Origin of the sequence: Cerasicoccus sp. TK19100 (assembly GCF_027257155.1) — a bacterium.
Lineage (GTDB): Bacteria > Verrucomicrobiota > Verrucomicrobiia > Opitutales > Cerasicoccaceae > Cerasicoccus > Cerasicoccus fimbriatus.
The window spans coordinates 469,482-488,551 of record NZ_JAPWDU010000006.1 but is presented as its reverse complement, the minus strand read 5'-3'; the positions used below and the strand labels follow the sequence as shown (position 1 = coordinate 488,551).

At 57.9% G+C, this 19,070-nt stretch carries 21 protein-coding genes; 15 read left to right on the top strand and 6 right to left on the bottom strand.

Features of this window, described 5'->3' with window-relative positions; genetic code table 11:
- The first annotated feature begins 2 nt into the window (after nucleotides 1–2).
- Nucleotides 3–983 (top strand): DUF4159 domain-containing protein, encoded by a 981-nt coding sequence (locus tag O3S85_RS17090; RefSeq protein WP_269542022.1) that lies wholly within the window; start codon nucleotides 3–5, stop codon nucleotides 981–983.
- Nucleotides 984–1,070: 87 nt separating this feature from the next.
- On the opposite strand, the gene O3S85_RS17085 is transcribed toward O3S85_RS17090, so the two are convergent.
- Nucleotides 1,071–1,589, bottom strand: a complete 519-nt coding sequence (locus O3S85_RS17085) for a YHS domain-containing (seleno)protein (protein WP_269542021.1) — start codon at nucleotides 1,587–1,589, stop codon at nucleotides 1,071–1,073.
- Nucleotides 1,590–1,691: 102 nt separating this feature from the next.
- Here O3S85_RS17085 and O3S85_RS17080 point away from each other — a divergent pair, with 102 nt between their 5' ends.
- The 10 genes from O3S85_RS17080 (at nucleotide 1,692) to O3S85_RS17035 (ending at nucleotide 8,355) form a co-directional block, all read left to right on the top strand.
- Entirely contained in the window at nucleotides 1,692–2,117 is a 426-nt protein-coding gene (locus tag O3S85_RS17080; RefSeq protein WP_269542020.1) for a hypothetical protein, read from the top strand.
- A 56-nt stretch (nucleotides 2,118–2,173) separates the two neighbouring features.
- A complete protein-coding gene (locus tag O3S85_RS17075) occupies nucleotides 2,174–3,142 on the top strand; it encodes a hypothetical protein (protein ID WP_269542019.1) in 969 nt (322 codons plus the stop codon).
- Between the two features lie 48 nt (nucleotides 3,143–3,190).
- Nucleotides 3,191–3,973, top strand: a complete 783-nt coding sequence (locus O3S85_RS17070; protein WP_269542018.1) for a dienelactone hydrolase family protein — start codon at nucleotides 3,191–3,193, stop codon at nucleotides 3,971–3,973.
- A 284-nt stretch (nucleotides 3,974–4,257) separates the two neighbouring features.
- Nucleotides 4,258–4,971 carry a 2-C-methyl-D-erythritol 4-phosphate cytidylyltransferase gene (gene ispD / locus O3S85_RS17065; protein ID WP_269542017.1) on the top strand — a complete coding sequence of 238 codons (714 nt, stop codon included), beginning with the start codon at nucleotides 4,258–4,260 and terminating at the stop codon, nucleotides 4,969–4,971.
- On the top strand, nucleotides 4,968–5,456 hold the full coding sequence (gene ispF, locus O3S85_RS17060; RefSeq protein WP_269542016.1) for a 2-C-methyl-D-erythritol 2,4-cyclodiphosphate synthase: 489 nt from the start codon (nucleotides 4,968–4,970) through the stop codon (nucleotides 5,454–5,456). The genes ispD and ispF overlap by 4 nt, the downstream gene beginning before the upstream one ends.
- Before the next feature lie 7 nt (nucleotides 5,457–5,463).
- A complete protein-coding gene (locus O3S85_RS17055; RefSeq protein ID WP_269542015.1) occupies nucleotides 5,464–5,640 on the top strand; it encodes a hypothetical protein in 177 nt (58 codons plus the stop codon).
- A 185-nt stretch (nucleotides 5,641–5,825) separates the two neighbouring features.
- Complete coding sequence (locus tag O3S85_RS17050) at nucleotides 5,826–6,233, top strand: DUF2721 domain-containing protein (protein WP_269542014.1); 408 nt, start codon at nucleotides 5,826–5,828, stop codon at nucleotides 6,231–6,233.
- Nucleotides 6,234–6,839: 606 nt separating this feature from the next.
- Entirely contained in the window at nucleotides 6,840–7,832 is a 993-nt protein-coding gene (locus O3S85_RS17045) for a hypothetical protein (RefSeq protein ID WP_269542012.1), read from the top strand.
- Nucleotides 7,833–7,942: 110 nt separating this feature from the next.
- The gene (locus O3S85_RS17040) at nucleotides 7,943–8,143 is read left to right on the top strand and encodes a type II toxin-antitoxin system HicB family antitoxin (protein ID WP_269542011.1); all 201 of its coding nucleotides are present in this window, start codon (nucleotides 7,943–7,945) and stop codon (nucleotides 8,141–8,143) included.
- Nucleotides 8,140–8,355 carry a type II toxin-antitoxin system HicA family toxin gene (locus O3S85_RS17035; protein WP_269542010.1) on the top strand — a complete coding sequence of 72 codons (216 nt, stop codon included), beginning with the start codon at nucleotides 8,140–8,142 and terminating at the stop codon, nucleotides 8,353–8,355. The genes O3S85_RS17040 and O3S85_RS17035 overlap by 4 nt, the downstream gene beginning before the upstream one ends.
- A 34-nt stretch (nucleotides 8,356–8,389) precedes the next feature.
- Here O3S85_RS17035 and O3S85_RS17030 read toward each other — a convergent pair whose 3' ends face one another.
- The 4 genes from O3S85_RS17030 to O3S85_RS17015 all read right to left on the bottom strand — a co-directional run bounded on the left by O3S85_RS17030 (nucleotide 8,390) and on the right by O3S85_RS17015 (nucleotide 12,251).
- Nucleotides 8,390–10,291: a sodium:solute symporter family protein gene (locus O3S85_RS17030; RefSeq protein ID WP_269542009.1), complete on the bottom strand. Its 1,902-nt coding sequence runs from the start codon at nucleotides 10,289–10,291 to the stop codon at nucleotides 8,390–8,392.
- Nucleotides 10,288–10,596: a DUF4212 domain-containing protein gene (locus tag O3S85_RS17025; protein WP_269542008.1), complete on the bottom strand. Its 309-nt coding sequence runs from the start codon at nucleotides 10,594–10,596 to the stop codon at nucleotides 10,288–10,290. Before O3S85_RS17025 ends, O3S85_RS17030 begins: the two co-directional genes overlap by 4 nt.
- A gap of 77 nt (nucleotides 10,597–10,673) precedes the next feature.
- A complete protein-coding gene (locus tag O3S85_RS17020; RefSeq protein WP_269542007.1) occupies nucleotides 10,674–11,930 on the bottom strand; it encodes a glycosyltransferase in 1,257 nt (418 codons plus the stop codon).
- 9 nt (nucleotides 11,931–11,939) lie between these two features.
- Nucleotides 11,940–12,251 carry a tetratricopeptide repeat protein gene (locus O3S85_RS17015; protein WP_269542006.1) on the bottom strand — a complete coding sequence of 104 codons (312 nt, stop codon included), beginning with the start codon at nucleotides 12,249–12,251 and terminating at the stop codon, nucleotides 11,940–11,942.
- A gap of 107 nt (nucleotides 12,252–12,358) precedes the next feature.
- Here O3S85_RS17015 and O3S85_RS17010 point away from each other — a divergent pair, with 107 nt between their 5' ends.
- Both O3S85_RS17010 and O3S85_RS17005 read left to right on the top strand, forming a co-directional pair.
- Nucleotides 12,359–14,281 carry a SulP family inorganic anion transporter gene (locus tag O3S85_RS17010; protein WP_269542005.1) on the top strand — a complete coding sequence of 641 codons (1,923 nt, stop codon included), beginning with the start codon at nucleotides 12,359–12,361 and terminating at the stop codon, nucleotides 14,279–14,281.
- 96 nt (nucleotides 14,282–14,377) lie between these two features.
- Nucleotides 14,378–15,199, top strand: coding sequence for an Fpg/Nei family DNA glycosylase (locus tag O3S85_RS17005; RefSeq protein ID WP_269542004.1), 822 nt, complete (start codon nucleotides 14,378–14,380; stop codon nucleotides 15,197–15,199).
- A gap of 190 nt (nucleotides 15,200–15,389) precedes the next feature.
- Here the strand turns inward: O3S85_RS17005 and O3S85_RS17000 are convergent, their stop codons facing one another.
- Nucleotides 15,390–16,709: a sulfatase family protein gene (locus tag O3S85_RS17000; protein WP_269542003.1), complete on the bottom strand. Its 1,320-nt coding sequence runs from the start codon at nucleotides 16,707–16,709 to the stop codon at nucleotides 15,390–15,392.
- 111 nt (nucleotides 16,710–16,820) lie between these two features.
- Between O3S85_RS17000 and purD the strand changes: the two genes are divergently transcribed.
- Together purD and O3S85_RS16990 are read left to right on the top strand one after the other, a co-directional pair.
- On the top strand, nucleotides 16,821–18,098 hold the full coding sequence (gene purD / locus O3S85_RS16995; protein WP_269542002.1) for a phosphoribosylamine--glycine ligase: 1,278 nt from the start codon (nucleotides 16,821–16,823) through the stop codon (nucleotides 18,096–18,098).
- 128 nt (nucleotides 18,099–18,226) lie between these two features.
- Nucleotides 18,227–19,027 carry a PEP-CTERM sorting domain-containing protein gene (locus O3S85_RS16990; RefSeq protein WP_269542001.1) on the top strand — a complete coding sequence of 267 codons (801 nt, stop codon included), beginning with the start codon at nucleotides 18,227–18,229 and terminating at the stop codon, nucleotides 19,025–19,027.
- Nucleotides 19,028–19,070 lie beyond the last annotated feature (43 nt).

The window sequence follows — 19,070 nt, the reverse complement described above, 5'->3', positions numbered from 1 at the left end:
TCATGCGCAACGCTTTCCAAATCATCGTTATCGCCACCCTGATCCTGGCTGCGCCGCTGATGGCAGTGGTCAAGACACCGAATATGTCCAGCTTTTCGGTGACTCAGCTCGTGCAGGGGCCGCTGCTTCAGCGTAATTACCCGGATGCGCTCCCCACGCTGATTGAGACCATCAACGACTCGACCACGTTCGATATCAGTCTGGACCCGGTTTTCATCGAATCTTTCGCGGACCCCAAGCTGCTACAGCACCCGATATGCTACGTCAACTTCGGCGACCGGCCCGACTGGGAGCTCACCGAGGAAGAAAAAGACAACCTCAAGGGCTTCCTCGACCGTGGCGGTTTTCTCTACATCGACGCCGGGATCAATGCCGACTTTCTTCGCGAATCCAACCCCGCCTACAGCCAGAGCCACAGCTTTGCCGAGTGGCGCGTGAGCCCCGAGATCGAGGCCGTCTTCCGCGACATTTACCCCGGCGAACGCTTTCGCGCCCTGCCCCGCGACCACTCGCTATTCCGCGCGTTTCACGCGGGCCTGCCCGATGCCGCCGTCCTGCCCGAAACCGTGCGCGATTTCGTGGTCAACGAAAAGTGGCCGCAGGGCACTTACTCCGCGATGGGGCTCGACGTCAACGGACGCCTGGCCGTGCTTTGCATGCCAATCCTCGCCATGGGCTGGGGTCAGAACGAAATGGACCAGTGGACCACCTTTATCGGCTTTCGCATTCGCGAAGGAGCCGAAGGTTTGTCCGAGCGCCTGTCCGAGGCGGCTTATACGGGCACACGTTTTGAAGCCATCCGCGAAGATGGCCGCACCGACGTCATCTACACCCAGCAGGAAGCCATGCCCGCCTGGGTGCAAGAGCCTGGCGGCGACTGGCGCGTGTTTCGCTACTATTATACGCCCGAGATCAGCGACTACGCCCACCGCTTTTACACGCAGCTTGGCGTGAATATTTTCGTCTACGCGTTTACTAGGTAATTAGCGTGCGCGGTTGGCTTCAGCCATCCGCATATTGGTTCCACATGCATGTCGGCCTCTAAAGAGACCGACTTACGTTACCGCGACTTACTTCGTCGCGCTCCGCCAATTGTCGTCCGCCGTCTCCACCAGCGCATCTTCATCGCCCTGATTCCAATCCTTGAGCGTGTTGCCCCAGAAGCCGTTGTAGTATAAAAACAACCGGCCATCGACGATCTTGTAGGTCTTGGGGTTGATCTTCACTTTGCTGCCGTCGTCGGCCATCGCCCAGGCACACCAGCCACCGAACGCCGGTTCGTATTTAGCCGGGTCGGCATCAAAGGCAGCCTTGTTTGCCGTATTGGCGAAGCGATACGTCACCCCCCGGTAGTCGGAGCTAAGCTGCTTTTTACCCTCCTTGGGCTCCCCGCTAAAGTAGGCCACCGGGTCATAACCCTCGATGCCGAGTTGCCCCGACTCCAGGTTAAACTCAGCCTGACGCTTTTGCGCGGACCAGGAACTTTGCGCTGGAGAGTTACTTTGCGTTGCAGAGTCGGACTCTGCGTGAGCCATGCTCAGGATAAAGGCCGCAGTCAGGAAAAAGAGAACCGTGCGAAATGCTTTCATGCCCTGCTTCGACGAGGCATGATACGAATCCTGACAAAATTTATTTCCACCAGCATTCATTTTTTGCTGCAAGCATTTCAGCGCTGGTGCGACAGAGACCCCATGAACGCATCCACCTCCGCCCTCTCTAAACCCGCCCTCATCATTAGCTGGATTTGCCAAGTAATTCCCGCCGCCATCCTCCTGCAAACGCTGTACTTTAAATTCACGGGTGCCGCGATTACCGTGTATATATTCGACACGGTAGGGCTAGGTGCCGTTGGGCGCTACGGTTCGGGGGTCGTAGAGCTCATTGCGGGCGTCTGCCTGCTTTGGCCGCGCTTTGCCTGGCTGGGTGCGGTGCTGGCCATTGCCACATTGACCGGGGCCATCGGCGCACACCTCGGCCCACTCGGCATCGCCTTTGACTACCCTGGCGGCCACGAGGACGGCAGCTTGTTTGCGCTTGGATGCATTGCCTGGGTTTCAAGCACCGTCGTGCTATACATCCGCCGCAAGTCGATCCCTTTTCTCGGCGAGAAGTTGTAAAAAAGCTGACGAAATGAACACTTGTCGCCGGACGCAGTCTTAATGAAGACTGACTTATGGCGAGCAATGCCCGTGTAACACTCATTTCCCGACTGGCGATTATCGCCATCCTCTTCACGCTCATGGCGATGATCCTGCGCGGCCCGCTGGACAGCTGGATCAACGACCGCGCGCTGGGGCACATGGACTACGCCAATCAGCAATACCTCGACGAGTCCTTTGACAAGGCCTCGCGCCTGTTCCTAATCCTGACCGGCGTCAAAAGTGTGCTCGCCATCATCGAAGGCAGCGAGCTCGGCGTCGGCTTTGGCCTCGAAGTGGGCGATGTCGTGCAGGGCGTTTACGACTACGTGGACTTTGCGTGGCAAATCGTTTTGTGGGCGACGATGATCATTGTCATGACGCGTATGCTGCTGGAGGTCTCGCAATACCTCGACCAATGGCTGCTGCTGCTCGCGCTCGGGTCGCTGTTGTTTTATTTCATCGCCGCGTGGTTCATGCCTAAGCGCCGCGCCATCGCCCGGGTATTGCGCGACACCGCCTTCTTCGGCGCGATCCTCGCCATCGCCGCTTACTTGATTGCCCCGCTGGCCGTGTGGGGCGGCAGTCAACTTTCCCAGCAAATCACCGAGAGCCGCCTGATCGAAGCCGAGGGCAACCTGGCTCTGGTCAACGCCGAGCTCAACCGCCGCTATGACGAAATAGAGCAAGCCGAGGGGATCATCACCAAGGCTACCAAAATAAAGCAGGCCACTGGCGTGCTGACCCAGTATTTATTGGCGCGCACCACCGAGCTTTTTTGGAACGTCATTACCGTCAGCGCCGCGTATTTGTTCGACACGATTATCTTCCCGCTGGGGCTGTTTCTGGCGATGTTTTGGCTAACGCGCCTGATCGGAAAATACGTTTTCGGCCTGCGACGCGGGCAGATTATGCGCGAGGATATGGACGCACTCATGGGCCGCTACTGGCAGAAGCGCGATCCCGAGCCGCCGCTCAAGGACGCGACCGAGCCGACCAAGTAATGCGCGCGCGGGTTTGAAATTTCCCCAATGCGCATTCAAGGTAACAGCATGAAAACACTACTCGCGCTCACCCTCGCCGCACTGCTCGTCACGCAAGTTGCCTCGGCCGAAATCATCGAAAAGAAAGTGCCCTACACGCTCGACGGCGTGCAGTTCGAGGGCGTGCTCGTTTACGATGACGACATCGATGAACCCGCGCCCGCCGTGCTGATGGTCCCCAACTGGATGGGTGTGACCGACGCCTCCATCGAGAAGGCTAAAAAACTCGCTGACGACGATTACGTCTTTTTCGTGGCCGACATGTATGGCGTCGATGTGCGTCCGCAAAATTCGTCCGAAGCCGGTAAGGCCGCTGGCACGGTCCGCGCCGACCGCGACATGATGCGGGCCCGTGCTCAGAAAGCGCTCAATGTGCTGCTCGCGCAAGAAGCGCCGATCAACAAAAGCCAGACGGCGGCCATTGGCTTTTGCTTCGGTGGCGGCACGGTGCTGGAGCTCGCCCGCAGCGGTGCCGACCTCGACGCGGTTGTCTCCTTCCACGGTGACCTCGCCTCCCCGACGCTCGCGGTCGACTCCGGCAACATCCAAGGCAGCGTACTCGTGCTCCACGGCGCGGACGATCCCTTTGTGCCGCAAAGTGACGTGCAGGCATTCGTTGCCGCGATGATGGAAACCGACGTCGACTGGCAGCTCGTGCAGTTCAGCAACACCGTTCACTCCTTCACCGACCCGCACGCTAACATGCCCGGCAAAGCCGAATACAACGCCCTCTCCGCCAAGCGCGCCTTCGCCTACATGGACGAGCTGTTCGACGAGAAGTTCAGTGATTGAAGAGCAATCCACTAAGGTAGCGGCCAGTGCCTGTCCCGCTAAGCGGTGATCCCCACCGGGCAGGATTTAGGCTGAAAGCAAATTGTTTTCAATAAGCCACCATTTGCGGATAAAGCTCAGCGCGGACCGATTCAATCTATTCGAACTCGCCTCTGGCCGGTAGGGATACCGGCCGCCACCAATACAAATAAATCACGCCTCTGCCAGACCCGCCCCTTTCTCGGTTAAAGAGTTGCCCTTGAGGTGGCCCATGGCATGCTACTGCGTTTTCCTTAAATTACATTATGGCAAACGCAGCGATATTTCTTTGCGCCGGGAGCGGCACGCGAATGCGCGGTCAGGTGTCCGACAAGGTGTTGACCCAGCTTGGTGGGCGGCCGGTCTTCTGGCATTCCATCAAGGCTTTTGCCGACAGCGGGCTCATCGACCACGCCGTCATTGTGTACCGCGACAAAGAGCAGCGCATCGCACTGGCCAAAGCCCTTGGCGAAAGCGATATCGAGCACTGGAACATTGATTGGGTTCCTGGCGGCAAAGAGCGGCAGGACTCCGTTTTCAACGGCCTGAGCGCCGTTTCCCTGCTCGTCGACTACGTGTTCATCCACGACTGCGCCCGCCCGATGATCCGCCCGGACAACATCCAGGCGCTTTACGATGCCGTCGTCCAAGACAAAGCCGCCGTGCTCGCCCACCGCGTTGCCGACACCATCAAGCGCGCCGCTGGCTCCCAGCGCAAGACGACCCGCCGCAACCTCAAAGACGTGCCGCGCTCCAACCTCTGGGCCATGGAGACGCCGCAGGTCTTTCACCGCGAGTCCATCCTTGAGGCTTATCGCCGGTTGCGGCTCGACAACGAATCCGTCACCGACGACACTGCCGCCGTCAGCCGCGAGGGCCACAAAGTCACCTTGGTCGAGAACCCACACCCGAACCCGAAGTTGACGACGCCCGCCGATCTGCCTTACCTCGAGTTCCTCCTTCAACAAAAAGATTCATGAGTTTACCATTTCGCATTGGCCTCGGCTACGACATCCACCGCTTCGCCCTCGCCCGCCGCCTCGTGCTCGGCGGCGTGGAAATTCCGCACGATAAAGGGCTCGACGGCCATTCCGACGCCGACTGCCTGACCCATGCCTTGGCCGACGCCGTGCTCGGCGCCCTCGGCCTCGCCGACATCGGCCACTTTTTCCCGAACGACGATCCGGCCTGCAAAGGCATGGACTCGCAGGACATCCTTCGCCGCGCCGTGGCCGAGGCCGACCAGCGCGGCTACCGCGTGGGCAATGTCGACATCGCCCTCATCGCCGAGGAGCCCAAGATCGCGCCGCATCTCGACAAGATGAAGGCCGTGCTCGCCGAGAGCCTGCAAATAGAGCCCACCGAAGTCGGCCTCAAGGCCACAACCAACGAAAAGATCGGTGACCTCGGTCGCTGCGCCGGCATCGCCGCGCACGCCGTGTGCATGCTGATCAAAAAGGACTAACCCTGCGATGGGCGACGCCGCTAAAATCGTGCTCAGTCTGATCGGCGCGGTGCTGTTGATCCTGCTCTGCGTGGAAATCCTCGGCCCCGACCGCACGACAGCCAGCGCAGTGTTCGCGGTGACGTTCCTCGCCCTGCTCGGCTACGCCGTGATGCGTTTTTTCAAGAAGAAGCCGAAGGCGTAGTGGCGGAAAGTGGTTCCAAAGAAGGAACGCGAACTTCCACGTTCGCTTATAATCAACGACTTTTATAAACGAAATGATAAGAGATAGATAGTATGCGAACGTGGAAGTTGCTTCGCCATCTCCGCTAACGCTCCGTCGCGATCCACTACTCCACTTCCGCCACCATCACCACCGCCGCACCACCCATGATCGAAGTCACCACACCAGCCATTCTCTTCCCGGCGGTATCGCTGCTGATGCTGGCGTACACCAACCGCTTTCTGGCGCTGGCGAAGATCGTGCGTGACCTCGCCGGGCAGCTCATCGAACACGACGACGAATCCCTGCGCCGCCAAATCGACAACCTCGAGCTGCGCCTGACACTGATCAAATGGATGCAGGCTCTGGGCATCCTCTCGCTACTGAGTTGTCTGATGTCGATCCTCGCCGTCCACACCGAGCTGCAAATGCTCGGCGAAGCGCTCTTTGGCCTGAGCATCCTCTTGCTCTTCGCCTCGCTCAGCGTCTGCCTGCGCGAGGTCCTCCTGGCCGGCAACGCCCTAAAAGTCGTCCTCGAAAAATGCCGCCCGGACGGCAAATCACGCAAGCGCTAGCGCGCCCCAGCTTGCCACCCACCACCTCCACCGCAGAGCAATCCCGCTTAGCGGGATCGCCAACCCCATGCAACCGCGAGCCAATCCCCATCGGACGCATCGCCGCGTTTTTTCTGCAATTCGGTGCCCTCTCCGCTTGCCCTGCCGACTGTTTTCTGACAGTATAATCGCAGCAACAGCGCGGTCAAACTAGCCGCCCAAGGGCACATGAAGTATCGCCCACTGCGCGACCAAGCGTCGCCGACTATCACTCGAAGTATCGCCGACAATCCCGGGAAGCGTCGCCGACGCTTCTTCCAAAGCCTACGGGGATAATGCTCTCAAACCCCATCTGTGTTGCGTCACGAAACACCGGTGCTTTGCCTCTCCTTCCACGTAAGGTTCGCGAGTCACTGCTCAGCCGAGTCATGCCGACTCCGCGTTGCGTCACCTAAGATAAAGACACGAACTGACCCATTGAAATTTGTGAATTAGAACTGGCCTGTATCACCCTACAACCTTGACGAACAAGTGGCCTTCAGCCAATTTGGATAGATGATAAGCATCGAATCTCTGCTCAGTTCGCAAGTTTTATGGTGCAACGATTAAGAATGTTGGATTAAAGAGATGAACCAATTCCTCGCGGATAACATCGATCAACTAGATCTCGCACTTGATCAGTTGGCTGTTAACGACCGAAATTTTGATCGCTTCGCTCTGATGTTAATAGACAACGTCGCAGAGCTGACACTTCACAAATACGCACAAGACAAAGCCAGCGAAAATGAGATGTGGGGGCGCATCAGTAAACCGAAGAATGATCCAAAAATATTAGAACGAGCCCTTAGCCAAAATTTCGCTTCTAAGGTCCATGCTGCCTGTAAGTTTGGCATGATTAGTCAAGAATTACACGATTCTGTATTATACCTTCATCAATTCAGGAACACCGCTTACCATAAAGGGCTACGCCACGAGGGTATTTTGCATTCGTTAGCGATTTTCTACTTTCAGTGCGTTTGCCAAGTTCTTACCTCTTTCCAGCCAACATGGTTCTCATGGAGTAGCCGCGACAATATCTCCCATCGAGCTAGAAAGTATATAGGAAAAGACGGACTTAAAAATAGCCGTGAGGTATTCTATAAGGCATACGAAAGACTCTCGTTAGTATCTGAGTCTTTAGATGGTGCGCTGATAGAGGATCTATCACTCGATATGAAATCCACTATTGATTCTACGGATCGATGCATCGATTTCCTAGCAACTGACAGTCCTGAAAAGATGAGCAGGGACGAAGTAGTCGTGAACGCGCAGGCATGGCCATTCGCGTTTTCCGAAGAGGGAAAAAAGTTCGCCATCCGAAATGGTTGTCCGGAGAAGTGTATCGGACCTTATGTTGAGTGGATTGCTCAAAACTACCCTTGGACGATCAAGTCCGATCCTATCAATTCTTGGCGCAGGCGGCACAAATCCCTTACCAAAGAATCTGTAAAACATAAGGCACTAAAGAAGTATTGCGACTTCCTAAAGCAGACCGAAAAGATTCGAGCTGAAATCGATGAATCAGCCGCGCAGTTGGATGCGCATATTCAACATCTCATCGATGTAGCACGTGGAAAATAAATCCAACACAACCAGTAGAGCCAACGTTCCCCAGCGCTCCGTGTGTGACTCGCGGCTCACTTGAAACGTTCTGAATCGACACACCGAAAATATTCCATACGTTCTCCACTATGAAGATCGAATTGGAACAGGAAGACGACGGGCGCTGGATTGCCGAAGTCATGGAGCTTCCGGGCGTAATGGCCTATGGTTCCTCGCAAGAAGAAGCGATTGGCAAGGCTGAGGCGCTCGCGCTGCGCGTCATTGCTGATCGCATCGACCACGGTGAAAAGATCCCCGAACTGGACAGCCTATTCTCGCTGGCGTCATGAGTCAGTGGGGATCGACCAAGGCAAAAAAGGTTTTCAAAGCTCTCATGAAAATCGGGTGGAAGCAGAAGCGAGAAGCTACCGGCTCGCATCGAGTTCTGGTTCGCGAAGGCTGGGAGCCCTACGTTTTTGCATTCCACGATGGCGAGGAAATAGGCCCAAGGATGTTAGCCAGAATTGCGAAACGCACCGGGCTCAAACCTTCGGACTTGTAAATCCGTCACAGGCTGAAGCCCGCCCAGCGGAGCATTAATGCTCCGGGGCGTCTTCGATATTCATGGGGGCTTCGGCGTCTTCGGGTTCGCGGACGGAGTCGATCAGGGCCTGGATTTCCGGGCCGGGCTTTTCGCAGACGAACGACAGCGCGATCGCGACGATGAAGTTGATCACCATGCCGATGGCGCCAATGGCCGCGGGTTGGATGCCGTGATCGCTCAGGCCCCAGAAGGTCCATTGCGCCATGCCGAAGTATTTCACTGCGATGATGTAGAACATCGTGAAGCCCATGCCCGCGATCATGCCGAACACGGCGGGGGTCGTGCTGACGCGCCGGTTAAAGATGCCCAGCAGGATGACCGGGAAGAAGCTCGCCGATGCCAGACCAAACGCAAAGGCGACCACCTCACCCACGAAGCCAGGCGGGTAGATGCCAAAGATGCCCGCCACCACGACGGCCAAGCCGATGAAGGCACGACCCACGGTGAGGCGTTGTTTTTCCGACGCCTTCGGGTTGATGATGCGGTAATATAAGTCGTGCGCGACAGAAGATGAAATCACGAGCAGCAGACCACTAGCCGTGGACAGCGCCGCCGCCAGACCACCGGCCGCAATGAACGCAATAATCCAGTTGGACAGTTCGGCCATTTCGGGCGTGGCGAGCACGATGATGTCCTTATCCGGCCCACTCAGGCCCATGTCGCGGAGGATGGCGCGGCCGTCCTGACCGCGGGGATCGGCGGAGTCCTTGGTGTCGAGGTAGAGCTGGTGGTTTTTGACAATGGTCATCAGCTCGCTGTCGTTAAGCGTGGGCCCTTGCCGGAAGATTTCATTGTCCTCCTTGTTGGAAAAGTGGAGTTTGCCGTCGCCGTCGTCCACCCAGAGGATCAGGCCGGTTTCCTCCCAACTGGTGAACCACTTGGGGATGTCCTGCTCGGTCGCGCCGTTGAGGGTGTTGATCATGTAGTAGCGCGCAAAGCCCGCCAGCGCCGGGGCGCTCAGGTAGAGGCCGGAAATGAACAGCAGCGCCCAGAAGCCGCTCCAGCGCGCGGCGGCGGGAGACTTCACTGTGTAGAAGCGCACGATCACGTGTGGCAGGCCGGCGGTGCCCGCCATCAGCACGAGAGCGACCATGAAGACGTTAGCCTTGTCCCACTTGCCCTGGAAGGGCTCGGTGTAACTGGAAAAGCCGAGCTCTTTGTGCAGGCCGTCAAGCTTGTCGAGCAGCATCATGCCGCCATCGACCAGCTCCGAACCGAGGCCGATCTGCGGGATCGCCTGGCCGGTCAGCTTGAGCGAGATGGCAATCGTCGGCACGAGGAAGGCCGTGATCAGCACCCAGAACTGCGCAACCTGCGTCCAGGTAATGCCCTTCATGCCGCCGAGGGTCGCGTAAACAAACACGATAACCATTCCGATCACGACGCCGATGTTGATATCGACCTCCAGGAAGCGGCTGAAGACGAGGCCCACGCCGCGCATTTGCCCGGCCACATAAGTAAAGCTCACGAACAGCGCGCAGACCACCGCCACAACACGTGCGGGGTTGGAAAGAATGCGCGCCATCATGGTGTCGGGCTTGCCCTTGGCGAAGCTGGTGCCGAAGCGGTCCCCCACGAAATCCGGCACCGTGAAGTGCCCGAACTTGCGCAAGTACGGCGCGATGAGCAGCGCCAAAAGCACGTAACCGCCGGTCCACCCCATCAGGTAAACGCCGCCGGAGTAGCCCATGGTCGAGACCAGGCCAGCCATGGAAATAAACGACGCGGCAGACATCCAGTCGGCCGCCGTCGCCATGCCGTTGGCGGCGGCGGGCACGCCCTGCCCAGCGACGTAAAAGCCCTTGGTGTCGGCCACGCGCGCCCACCAGGCAATGCCCAGATAGAGCGAGAAACTCAGGCCAACGAAAATGTAGGTCCAAACTTGAACGCTCACGCCTGGCCTCCCTTCGCCTTAAACTCGTCCATCTCGCGCTTGTGCTTACGGTCGAGCGCATTCATCGCGATCGCGTAGATGAGGATCAGGAAAACAAAGACAATGATCGAGCCCTGCTGCGCGAACCAGAACCCGAGCGGATAACCCGAGCCGAACAGATGGATGTCGTCCAGCACATCGGCAAACAAAATGCCGCAGCCGAAGCTGACAAAGGCCCAGATAAACAGCAGGCCGAGCGTGATGGTGAGGTTCGCGCGCCAATAACGATTGACGAGCGCTTCTTTGGTAGGGGCGTCTAGAGGCACGCGCGCTTTTATCGGCGCTTAATACGTTCAGCGCAAGCAATATTTATTAGGCACGGGTTTGATGCTAATCGCTGTTGCTAATCACCAGCCAGATAATCCTCAAGGATTTCCACGGCGCGCATCGGGCCGTTTTCGCGGCGAAGTTTCTCCGCCGCCTTCTGCGCATTACTGCGATAGCTGGCGGACGACTCCACCTCGGCAACCCACTCTGCGAGCTGAAACGGCCAGACTTTGCCGCGCCCGATTTTGGCCAAACCGATGCCAGCGCATTCGCGCGCCCAGAAATGCTGGTCCGCAATCTGCGGGATGATGATCTGCGGCCTCCCGGCATGGAGGGCCGATGCCGTCGTCCCCGCGCCACCGTGGTGGATGATCACCGAGGCCCGCGCAAAGAGCATGTCGTGGTTGGCCTGGCCGATGATTTTAATGTCCTGCCGCTCATGGCCCGGCGTCTGCGCAAAGCCAGCCCAGCCGCTTTGCACAATCAGCTTTTTGCCCGCAGGCCATCGCGCCAGTAACGTCTGAAATTCCTCCACCGCACTGTCCCAGGTGACGCTGCCAAAGTTGAGCACGGGCACGAGTTCCCCCTCGCAAAAGGCATCAATCTCGGCGGCCTGCGCGGCGTCGGGCTCCGTTTGATAGCGGAAGTATCCGGCAAAGACAAAGCGCGGATCGAGCGTCTCCCGCGGCGGTCCGAACAAGGCTTGGGACACCGTCACGAGCGCCAGCGGCGCGGGCTCACGAAAGAAGCTCCAGCCCGTCGGGTAGCCGCGCGCCTTGAGTAGATCACCGATCACGCCGTTGAGCGTGCGGCGGACCGAGGCGTCGGCAATGCGCCACCAAGTGTCTCGCCAAAGCCGCCCCATGGCACCCGGCAGGAAGGGAAACTCCAGCCCGGGCAGCGGCGCATTCTCAGTCGTCGGCACCGAATTATGCGCAAAGGTGGCCACGGCAAACTTCGCTCCATTTCGCTCGGCCAGCGGCTGCAGACACGGGTATAAATAAGAGGATACCAGCAGGTCCGCGCCCTTGGTTAGCTTCTCCAGCACGTTAAAATACTCCTCGTAGTGGCCGAGACCGAATTCATAAATGCGCTTCAGTTGCTTGAGCGGCTGCTTGACGCGGGCCAGTTGCTTCATCGCGTCGCGGCCATCGTCGGTGGTCCAGCTCGGCGGAGCTTCGTGGAACGGCACACCAGCGCCCTCAATCAGGCCCTGAAACAAATCCGAGGCCACGAACACCGTGTCGTGCCCGGCATCAAGCAAGGCGCGGCCCAGCGCGATCATTGGCACGATGTCGCCCGTCGAGCCGTGGCTGGTGAGGATAACGCGCATCGGGCGGCGTTAATCGAGGTCCGCCAGAATCGCGCGCAGCTCGGTGGCAGGATCCTCGTGGTTCTGGATTTCCGCCAACTTCAGCGCATCCGCAAGGATCGCCTTCGCAGCGGCGTCATCACCTTTTTCCACGAGACACTTGCCCAGGAGAATCCGTGGCATCATCCAGTCTTCCCGGCTGGCCACACAAAACTGCAGATGTTCCTCGGCCTCGTCATATTGTTTTTCATCAAAGAGCGCCTGTCCCAAACTGTAGCGGAAGAGGCTATTATTTGGGTCCTTGGCGAGTTTCTCTTTAAAAATGTCGGAGCGGTTGTTCATACGCTCAAAGCAAGGGCCTCTGCTCTAAATTCGCAACTCTCAACTGAATAAGCGATAGGAGTTAGAAAAAACTTTTCACTCGATTGATTTGCCGTTTCCATAAAGGCTTGAACCTGAACGTTGACCGAATCAAAGCGACGCTGCGCTGGCTAAAACAGGCGAACCAGTTGGACTTCTTTCCGCTGCGGCATCACCTGCGCGGCTACAACGGCGCATCTGCTGGAGGAGATTTCCGCGCCGGGCTCAACGTCGCGCTGCTCGCGTTTCCGCAAGGCATGGCCTATGCATTGATCGCCGGCCTGCCGATCTCCTACGGGATTTACGGCTCAGCGGTGGCGGCGATTGTGGCGTCGTTTTTTGCCGGCTCGCGGTTCATCACGCTAGGGCCGACTAACGCCACGGCGGTCACCTTTGCCTCGGCCATGGCGGCACTGGCGATCATCGAGCCCGAGGCCCGTGCGGCGACTCTTCCACTGCTGCTACTGATGATCGGCTTCTTCCTTGTGGTGGGTGCCTACATGCGCGTGGCCAACGTGATTCAGTATATTTCGCGAACGGTCGTCACGGGCTACATCACGGCGGCCTCGTTGCTGATCATCGTCGGCCAGGCCAAAAATGCGCTGGGGATTCAGTTCTCGCCGGAAGAAAAAGAAAGCGCCACGACCTTCTTTGAAAAGCTGATCACGACCGTCAAACACCTGCCCGAGCTGCATGTGGAATCGGCTATCCTCAGCGCGATTACGGCGGCGCTTTACCTCGGACTGCAAAAGAAATTTAAGACGCTGCCCAATGTGGCCATCACCATGATTTCCGTGTCCGCCATAGCCGTGATCGCGACCATGGTCACCGACCCGACTTACCAATTTGCCGACACCGCTCAGATTCGCCTGGAGGAAGAAATGGCGGATACCAGCCCCGTCATTGATGAGCACGACAGCGTTCTGTGGTCGGGCGAAGACATTCGCTGGCTCCAGCCGATCGACGCCAGTAACTGGCCTGTCACCGTGCCCAACCTGAACTTCGACGACATCGCGCGGCTGGCCAATGTGGCCCTGGCTATCGCCCTGCTCTGCGTGCTAGAGGGCACCAGCATCGGCAAGAGCCTCGCCGCGCGCTCCGGCGAAAAGCTGGACGGCAATCAGGAAATGTTCTCCATCGGCGCGGCCAACATTGCCTGCGGTTTCTTCGGCGGCATGCCCGCCTCCGGTTCACTGACGCGATCGCAGCTCTCGTGGAGCAGCGGCGGCAAAACCCCCGTCGCCTCCTTGATGAACGGCATCATGGTCGGCGTCGGCGCGTTTGTGCTCGGGCCGTTTATCAAATACATCCCGCAATCGGTGCTCGCGGTGTTGGTTATATTCATCGGCATTGGCCTCTTCAATCGCCACGCGATCAAGATCGTTACCAAAGCAACGCGTAGCGACGCCGCAGTATTTTACACCACCTGCATCGCGGGTCTGCTCGTGCCGCTCGATACCGCCATCTACATGGGCGCGGCACTGAGCATCATCCTCTTCCTCCGCAAGGCGGCGACGCCAGAGCTGTCTGAGTTTGGCTTCGACGACGAGGGCGGCCTCTCCCAAATGCGCGACGACAAACCCAAGAACGCAGAAGTGTCCATCGTCCACGTCGAGGGAGATTTGTTCTTCGGCGCGGCGGAAATTTTCGACGAGCAAATGCGCCGCGTCGCCGAGCGCGACAACTTGAAAATCGTTGTCCTCAAAATGCGTAACGCCCGTCACCTCGACGCCACTTCGACGATGGCCATCGAGGAGCTAGTCGGCTACATGAACGAGCGCGACCGCATCCTGATCCTGAGCGAGTGCCGCGAGGAATGCATGCGCACGCTGACCAACTCCGGCGTCCTGAAAACGCTGAACCCCAAAAATGTCTTCCCCGACAACACCACGAACCCCACCCTCTCGACCGCCATGGCCCTCGGCCGCGCGCAGGAAATTCTCGGGGACCAGGAAGTGGACATCAAAATCTACGTCAACCCGAACAAGCGCAAAAAGGTGGGCGAGGAGTAAATTCAAAATGAAAAATGCAAAATTCAAAAAGACCGAAGCAACTTAGCCGTATATTAATTTTGCATTTTGAATTTATAATTTTGCATTTACCACGACATGCCTGAACTCGCCGAAGTTGAATATTTCCGCCAACAGTGGGATCCCGGCATCGGCGGCAAAATTAAGCTGGTTGAGTGCAACCCCAAGGCGCGTATTTATCGTGAGAATTCAGCCAAGGAAATCACCGAAGCGCTGACCGGTGCCACGCTGCGTGCGTCCTTCGCGCAGGCTAAGCAGATGCTGTTTCAGTTTTCCGGCGGGCGGTGGCTGGGGCTGCATCTCGGCATGACGGGCAAGTTACTTTGCGTTGCAAAGCAACCAGAGCGTGGCAAGTGGGATCACTTCGTTTTGCGTCAGGCCTCGCGCACCTTGGTCTTTCGCGACCCGCGTCAATTTGGCCTGCTAAGGCTGCACATCGGCCAAGAGCCGCCCGCGTGGTGGACTGAGCTGCCGCCCGCGATTTTGTCCGATGCGTTTACGCCAGATGTAATGAATGCGTTTCTTCAGCGGCGAGCGAAGTCACCTCTCAAGGCAGTGCTGCTCATGCAGGAGCGTTTCCCCGGCATTGGCAACTGGATGGCGGACGAAATACTCTGGCGCGCCCAGCTCCATCCGGAGATAAAAAGCGGCAAGCTGACCTCCGAGCAAAAAGAAACTCTGTATCGCAAAGTTCGCGAGGTTTCCGCCGACGCCTTGTGCGCCATTGCGGGTGTCGGCGGCGAGCTGCCCGCGGACTTAAACGTCAACATCCCCGAAAGCTGGCTCTTCTGGCATCGCTGGCGCGACGGCGGCCACTGCCCGAAAGACGACGAAGCTTTGCAACGCAAAGCAATCGGCGGCCGCACGAGTTGCTGGTGCCCGCGGTGCCAACGACCTTAAGCAAAAGGTAGCGCAGAGCGTCTCGTTCTGCAAGGTTTGAGGCAATGAAAGGGACGGTTCGCGAAACGCGCCTTCCGCCAAACCGGCTTTAACGAACTGACATTTCAAACAGCGGTGGCTTGCGGGGCAAGAACGCTCCGTGCTACCTCAAGTCAGATGGATTTTAGCGAACGTGGAAGTTCGCGATCCGTCAGTCTTCGGGCAGCTCGAAGTCGTCGCCGGTTTTGTCGATCCAGTCCTGGAGCAGGGCTTTGAGCTCGCAGCGCTTCTGGTAGTACCACGTGTTGAAGGCCAGGTTGGTTTGCTCGTAGGGATCGTTGTTTAGATCGTACATCAGCCAATGGTTTCGACCGCGGGCGGCGGCGTATTTCCAACCGTCGCGGGTGATCACGCAACGCCAGGCATAGCCGCTTTCTCGGTCGCCGATGAGTTGTAGAAATGCGCTGTCGGGCTCTTTGTGGACACGGTCAGCGTGCTCCTTGCCGGTGCGACGGTGGGAGTAGTCGAAGCCCTCCATCCAGTCCGGCGTTTCGATGCCGCAGATACCGAGCGTCGTCGGAGCAATGTCCACGTGGTTGATCAGGCAGTCTTTCTTGCCGGCTAGGCCGTAGTAATTCATGGGCTGGCCACCGCCGATCAGAAATGGCACGCGGGCCGACTCCTCATAGGGCACGCATTTACCAAAGGCACCTTGGCTGCCCATCTGGTCTCCGTGGTCGGAGAAGAAAATGACGTGCGTGTCGTCGATCATTTCTTCCACACGAAGCGTCTCTATGATGCGGCCGACGTTGTGATCGATGTTTTCGATCTGCGCGTAGTAGCCGGATAAATCGAAGCGTGCCTTGTCTTCTTCTTTCGCGGACACATTGGGGCGCAGCTCCAATTGCTGCGCCTGGTAGCGGCGGTGCTCCGGCGGCGCGAGGCAAGGCACATGCGGTGGCTGGACCGAGACCACCATGAAAAACGGTTTGTCGGAATCCTTGCGCGCCTTGATGCGCTCCAGCGCCATATCGGTGAGGGCGTCGGTCTCGTAATCGATCAGTTTAAAGTGGGGAATTTCTTCATCTCCCTCGTGCCCGTGGAGGTAGAGGTCCCACTGGCTGTTGTTATTTTCGTAGCCGATCCAGGTGTCGAAGCGGAAGCGGTCTTCGCGCGCAACAGTGCGCAGCACAGTGCGCCCTTCACGCTCTTTCATACCCGCCAAGTGCCATTTGCCGAGGTAAATGGTCTCGTAGTCGTGCTCATTGAAAACGTCGGCAATGGTCTGATAGGAAGTCTCCAGCTTGTCCTCGTGGATCTTCACCGAGTGGTTGTGCGCGTAGCGGCCAGTGAGCATGCTTGCGCGAAACGGGCAGCACAACGGGTAGCCGGAAACCGCTTGCGGGAAGGCAGCACCGCAGATGGCCATGTTGTCGAGGTTGGGAGTAAACACGTTGGGATCACCGTTGTAGCCGGTAGCCTGGCCACGCATTTGATCACAAACAAACCATATGACGTTGGGTTTCTTCACGCGATTATTGGGAGGCACCCGGGAAAAAAGATCAAGCACTTAGCAAAAACACCCGGGCAGGATTTTGCTTTCGGGGTTGCGCGGAGGGGCGCCCGTAGTTTTCTTCGGCGCATGAAAGTATTGGTCATCGGTTCTGGCGGCCGCGAGCATTCCCTCGTCATCGCCTGCAAGAAAAGCCCCCTGGTGGACGAAATTATCGCCGCGCCCGGCAATGGCGGCATGTCGCTGGACGCTGATTGCCGCCCGGTCGACGTCAACGATGCCGAGGCCATTGTCGCCCTGGCCAAGGAAGTCGCGGCAGACTTGGTCATCGTCGGCCCCGAGGCACCGCTCGCCGCTGGCGCGGCAGACAAGCTCCGCGAGGCGGGCTTTGACGTTTATGGCCCCAATCTGGACGGTGCCCGCCTGGAGGCCAGCAAGACCTACACTAAGGAATTTTTGATCAATAACAAGATCCCCACGGCTTGGGGCGAGAAATTTAAGGACTTTTCCAAGGCGCTCACCTACCTGCGCAACGCCGAATACCCGCTCGTCATCAAGGCCGACGGCCTCGCGGCCGGCAAAGGCGTGTTGATCGTTGATAACTTCACCGACGCCGAGCAAGTTGCCCACGAAATGCTGATCAAGAACACCTTTGGCGAAGCCGGTCACGAGATCCTCGTGGAGGAGTTCATGGACGGCGAAGAGGCCTCGATCATGCTCATGGTCTCCGGCGAAGACTACGTGATGCTACCCGCCAGCCAAGACCACAAGCGCGCTGGCGAGGGCGACACCGGCCTCAACACCGGAGGCATGGGTGCCTACGCCCCGGCAGCCGTGGTTGACGACGCCGTGGAGCAAAAGGTCCGCGACGAAATCATCGTCCCTACCCTCAAGGCGCTCAAGGAAGACGGCATCGACTATCGCGGCACGCTTTACATCGGCATCATGGTGCTGCCTGATGGCCAGCCCAAGGTGGTCGAGTTCAACGTCCGCTTCGGCGACCCCGAGTGCCAAATTCTCCTACCACTGCTGGAGCAAGACCCCGTGCAGCTAATCCTCGACTGTGCGAAAGGCCAGTTGAAGCCTGAAACCGTCCGCGTGAAGGACGAGTATTCGATGATCGTCGTCATGGCGGCCGGCGGTTACCCGAACGCCTATCACAAGGGCGACGTCATTTCGCTGCCTACCGAACTGCCAGACAACGTGTCCATTGTCCACGCCGGCACCAAGAAAAACGACGCGGGTGAGATCGTTACTGCCGGTGGCCGTGTGCTCGGCGTCGTCGCCAACGCCCCCACCCTCCAACAGGCCAAGGAAGACGTTTACCAAGCGGTGGACAAGGTAACCTGGAAGGACGCCTACTACCGCAAGGACATCGCTTGGCGCCAATTGGCGCGTGAAGCATGAGCTATTCAGCCTAATGCCAATAAGCTTTTACCCTACAAACATGTACATTTTTAATTTATTCTTATATAGATTTTTCAGCCCATAAAGCTGATTGACCGCGCCAAAACAATAGAGACAATAGCCAGGGCATGCTATCACCACACCTCGCTATTCGCTGTATTACAATAAGTTCAGCGTTTTTTGCATACGCGACTGCGGCACATGCCGTTTTCCTCTACCAAGACTCGTTCTCCGGCAGCAGCGCTACGGCACTGAACACCACAGCGCCCGTTGCCAATACCGGTGTAATTCTCGGTGCCAACCACGGAACATCCAACGCCAACTGGAACGCGGACGTTAGTTGGAAAGCCGATGGCTCCAACGCGCTCACGAACGACGGTTCGGCATTTTTGCCATTCACTCCGCAAAATGGCTTCATCTACGACCTGTCATTACAGGTAGATCCAACTGCAGGCGGCAGTGACTGGATGGCTATAGCATTCACCCAGAGTGCTAATGCTTCCCAAAGAATTTTTGACTCTGGCAGCACCGCCTGGATGCTACAACGGGCGGACCGAACTGGCACCGACCCGATTCAAACCTTCACCGGACCAGGCACGGCTGGCGGTCAAAATTACAATCCCGATCCGGATCTTTTTGGCTTCGTTACGCTACACGTCCAATTAGACACCACGCAGCCAAATTGGCGGGCGACTTGGTATGTCGACGAAGTTGGGGCTATCCGCACCACACATACCTATGGGACTAACCCAACGATCAACTACATTGGGTTCGGCAAATTTAATTCTGCCATCGGAACCGTGGACAACCTCAGTTTAACCGTCACCGCCATTCCTGAGCCTAGCGAAATCGCCGCGATCGGGCTGGCCATGCTGGGCGGGTTCCTCTTCTGGCGCCGCCGCGCCAAGCGCCAAACCGTCGCGGAATAAAGGGGACCAGACACCCGGTGCAACTTCGCTAACGTTTTTTCGT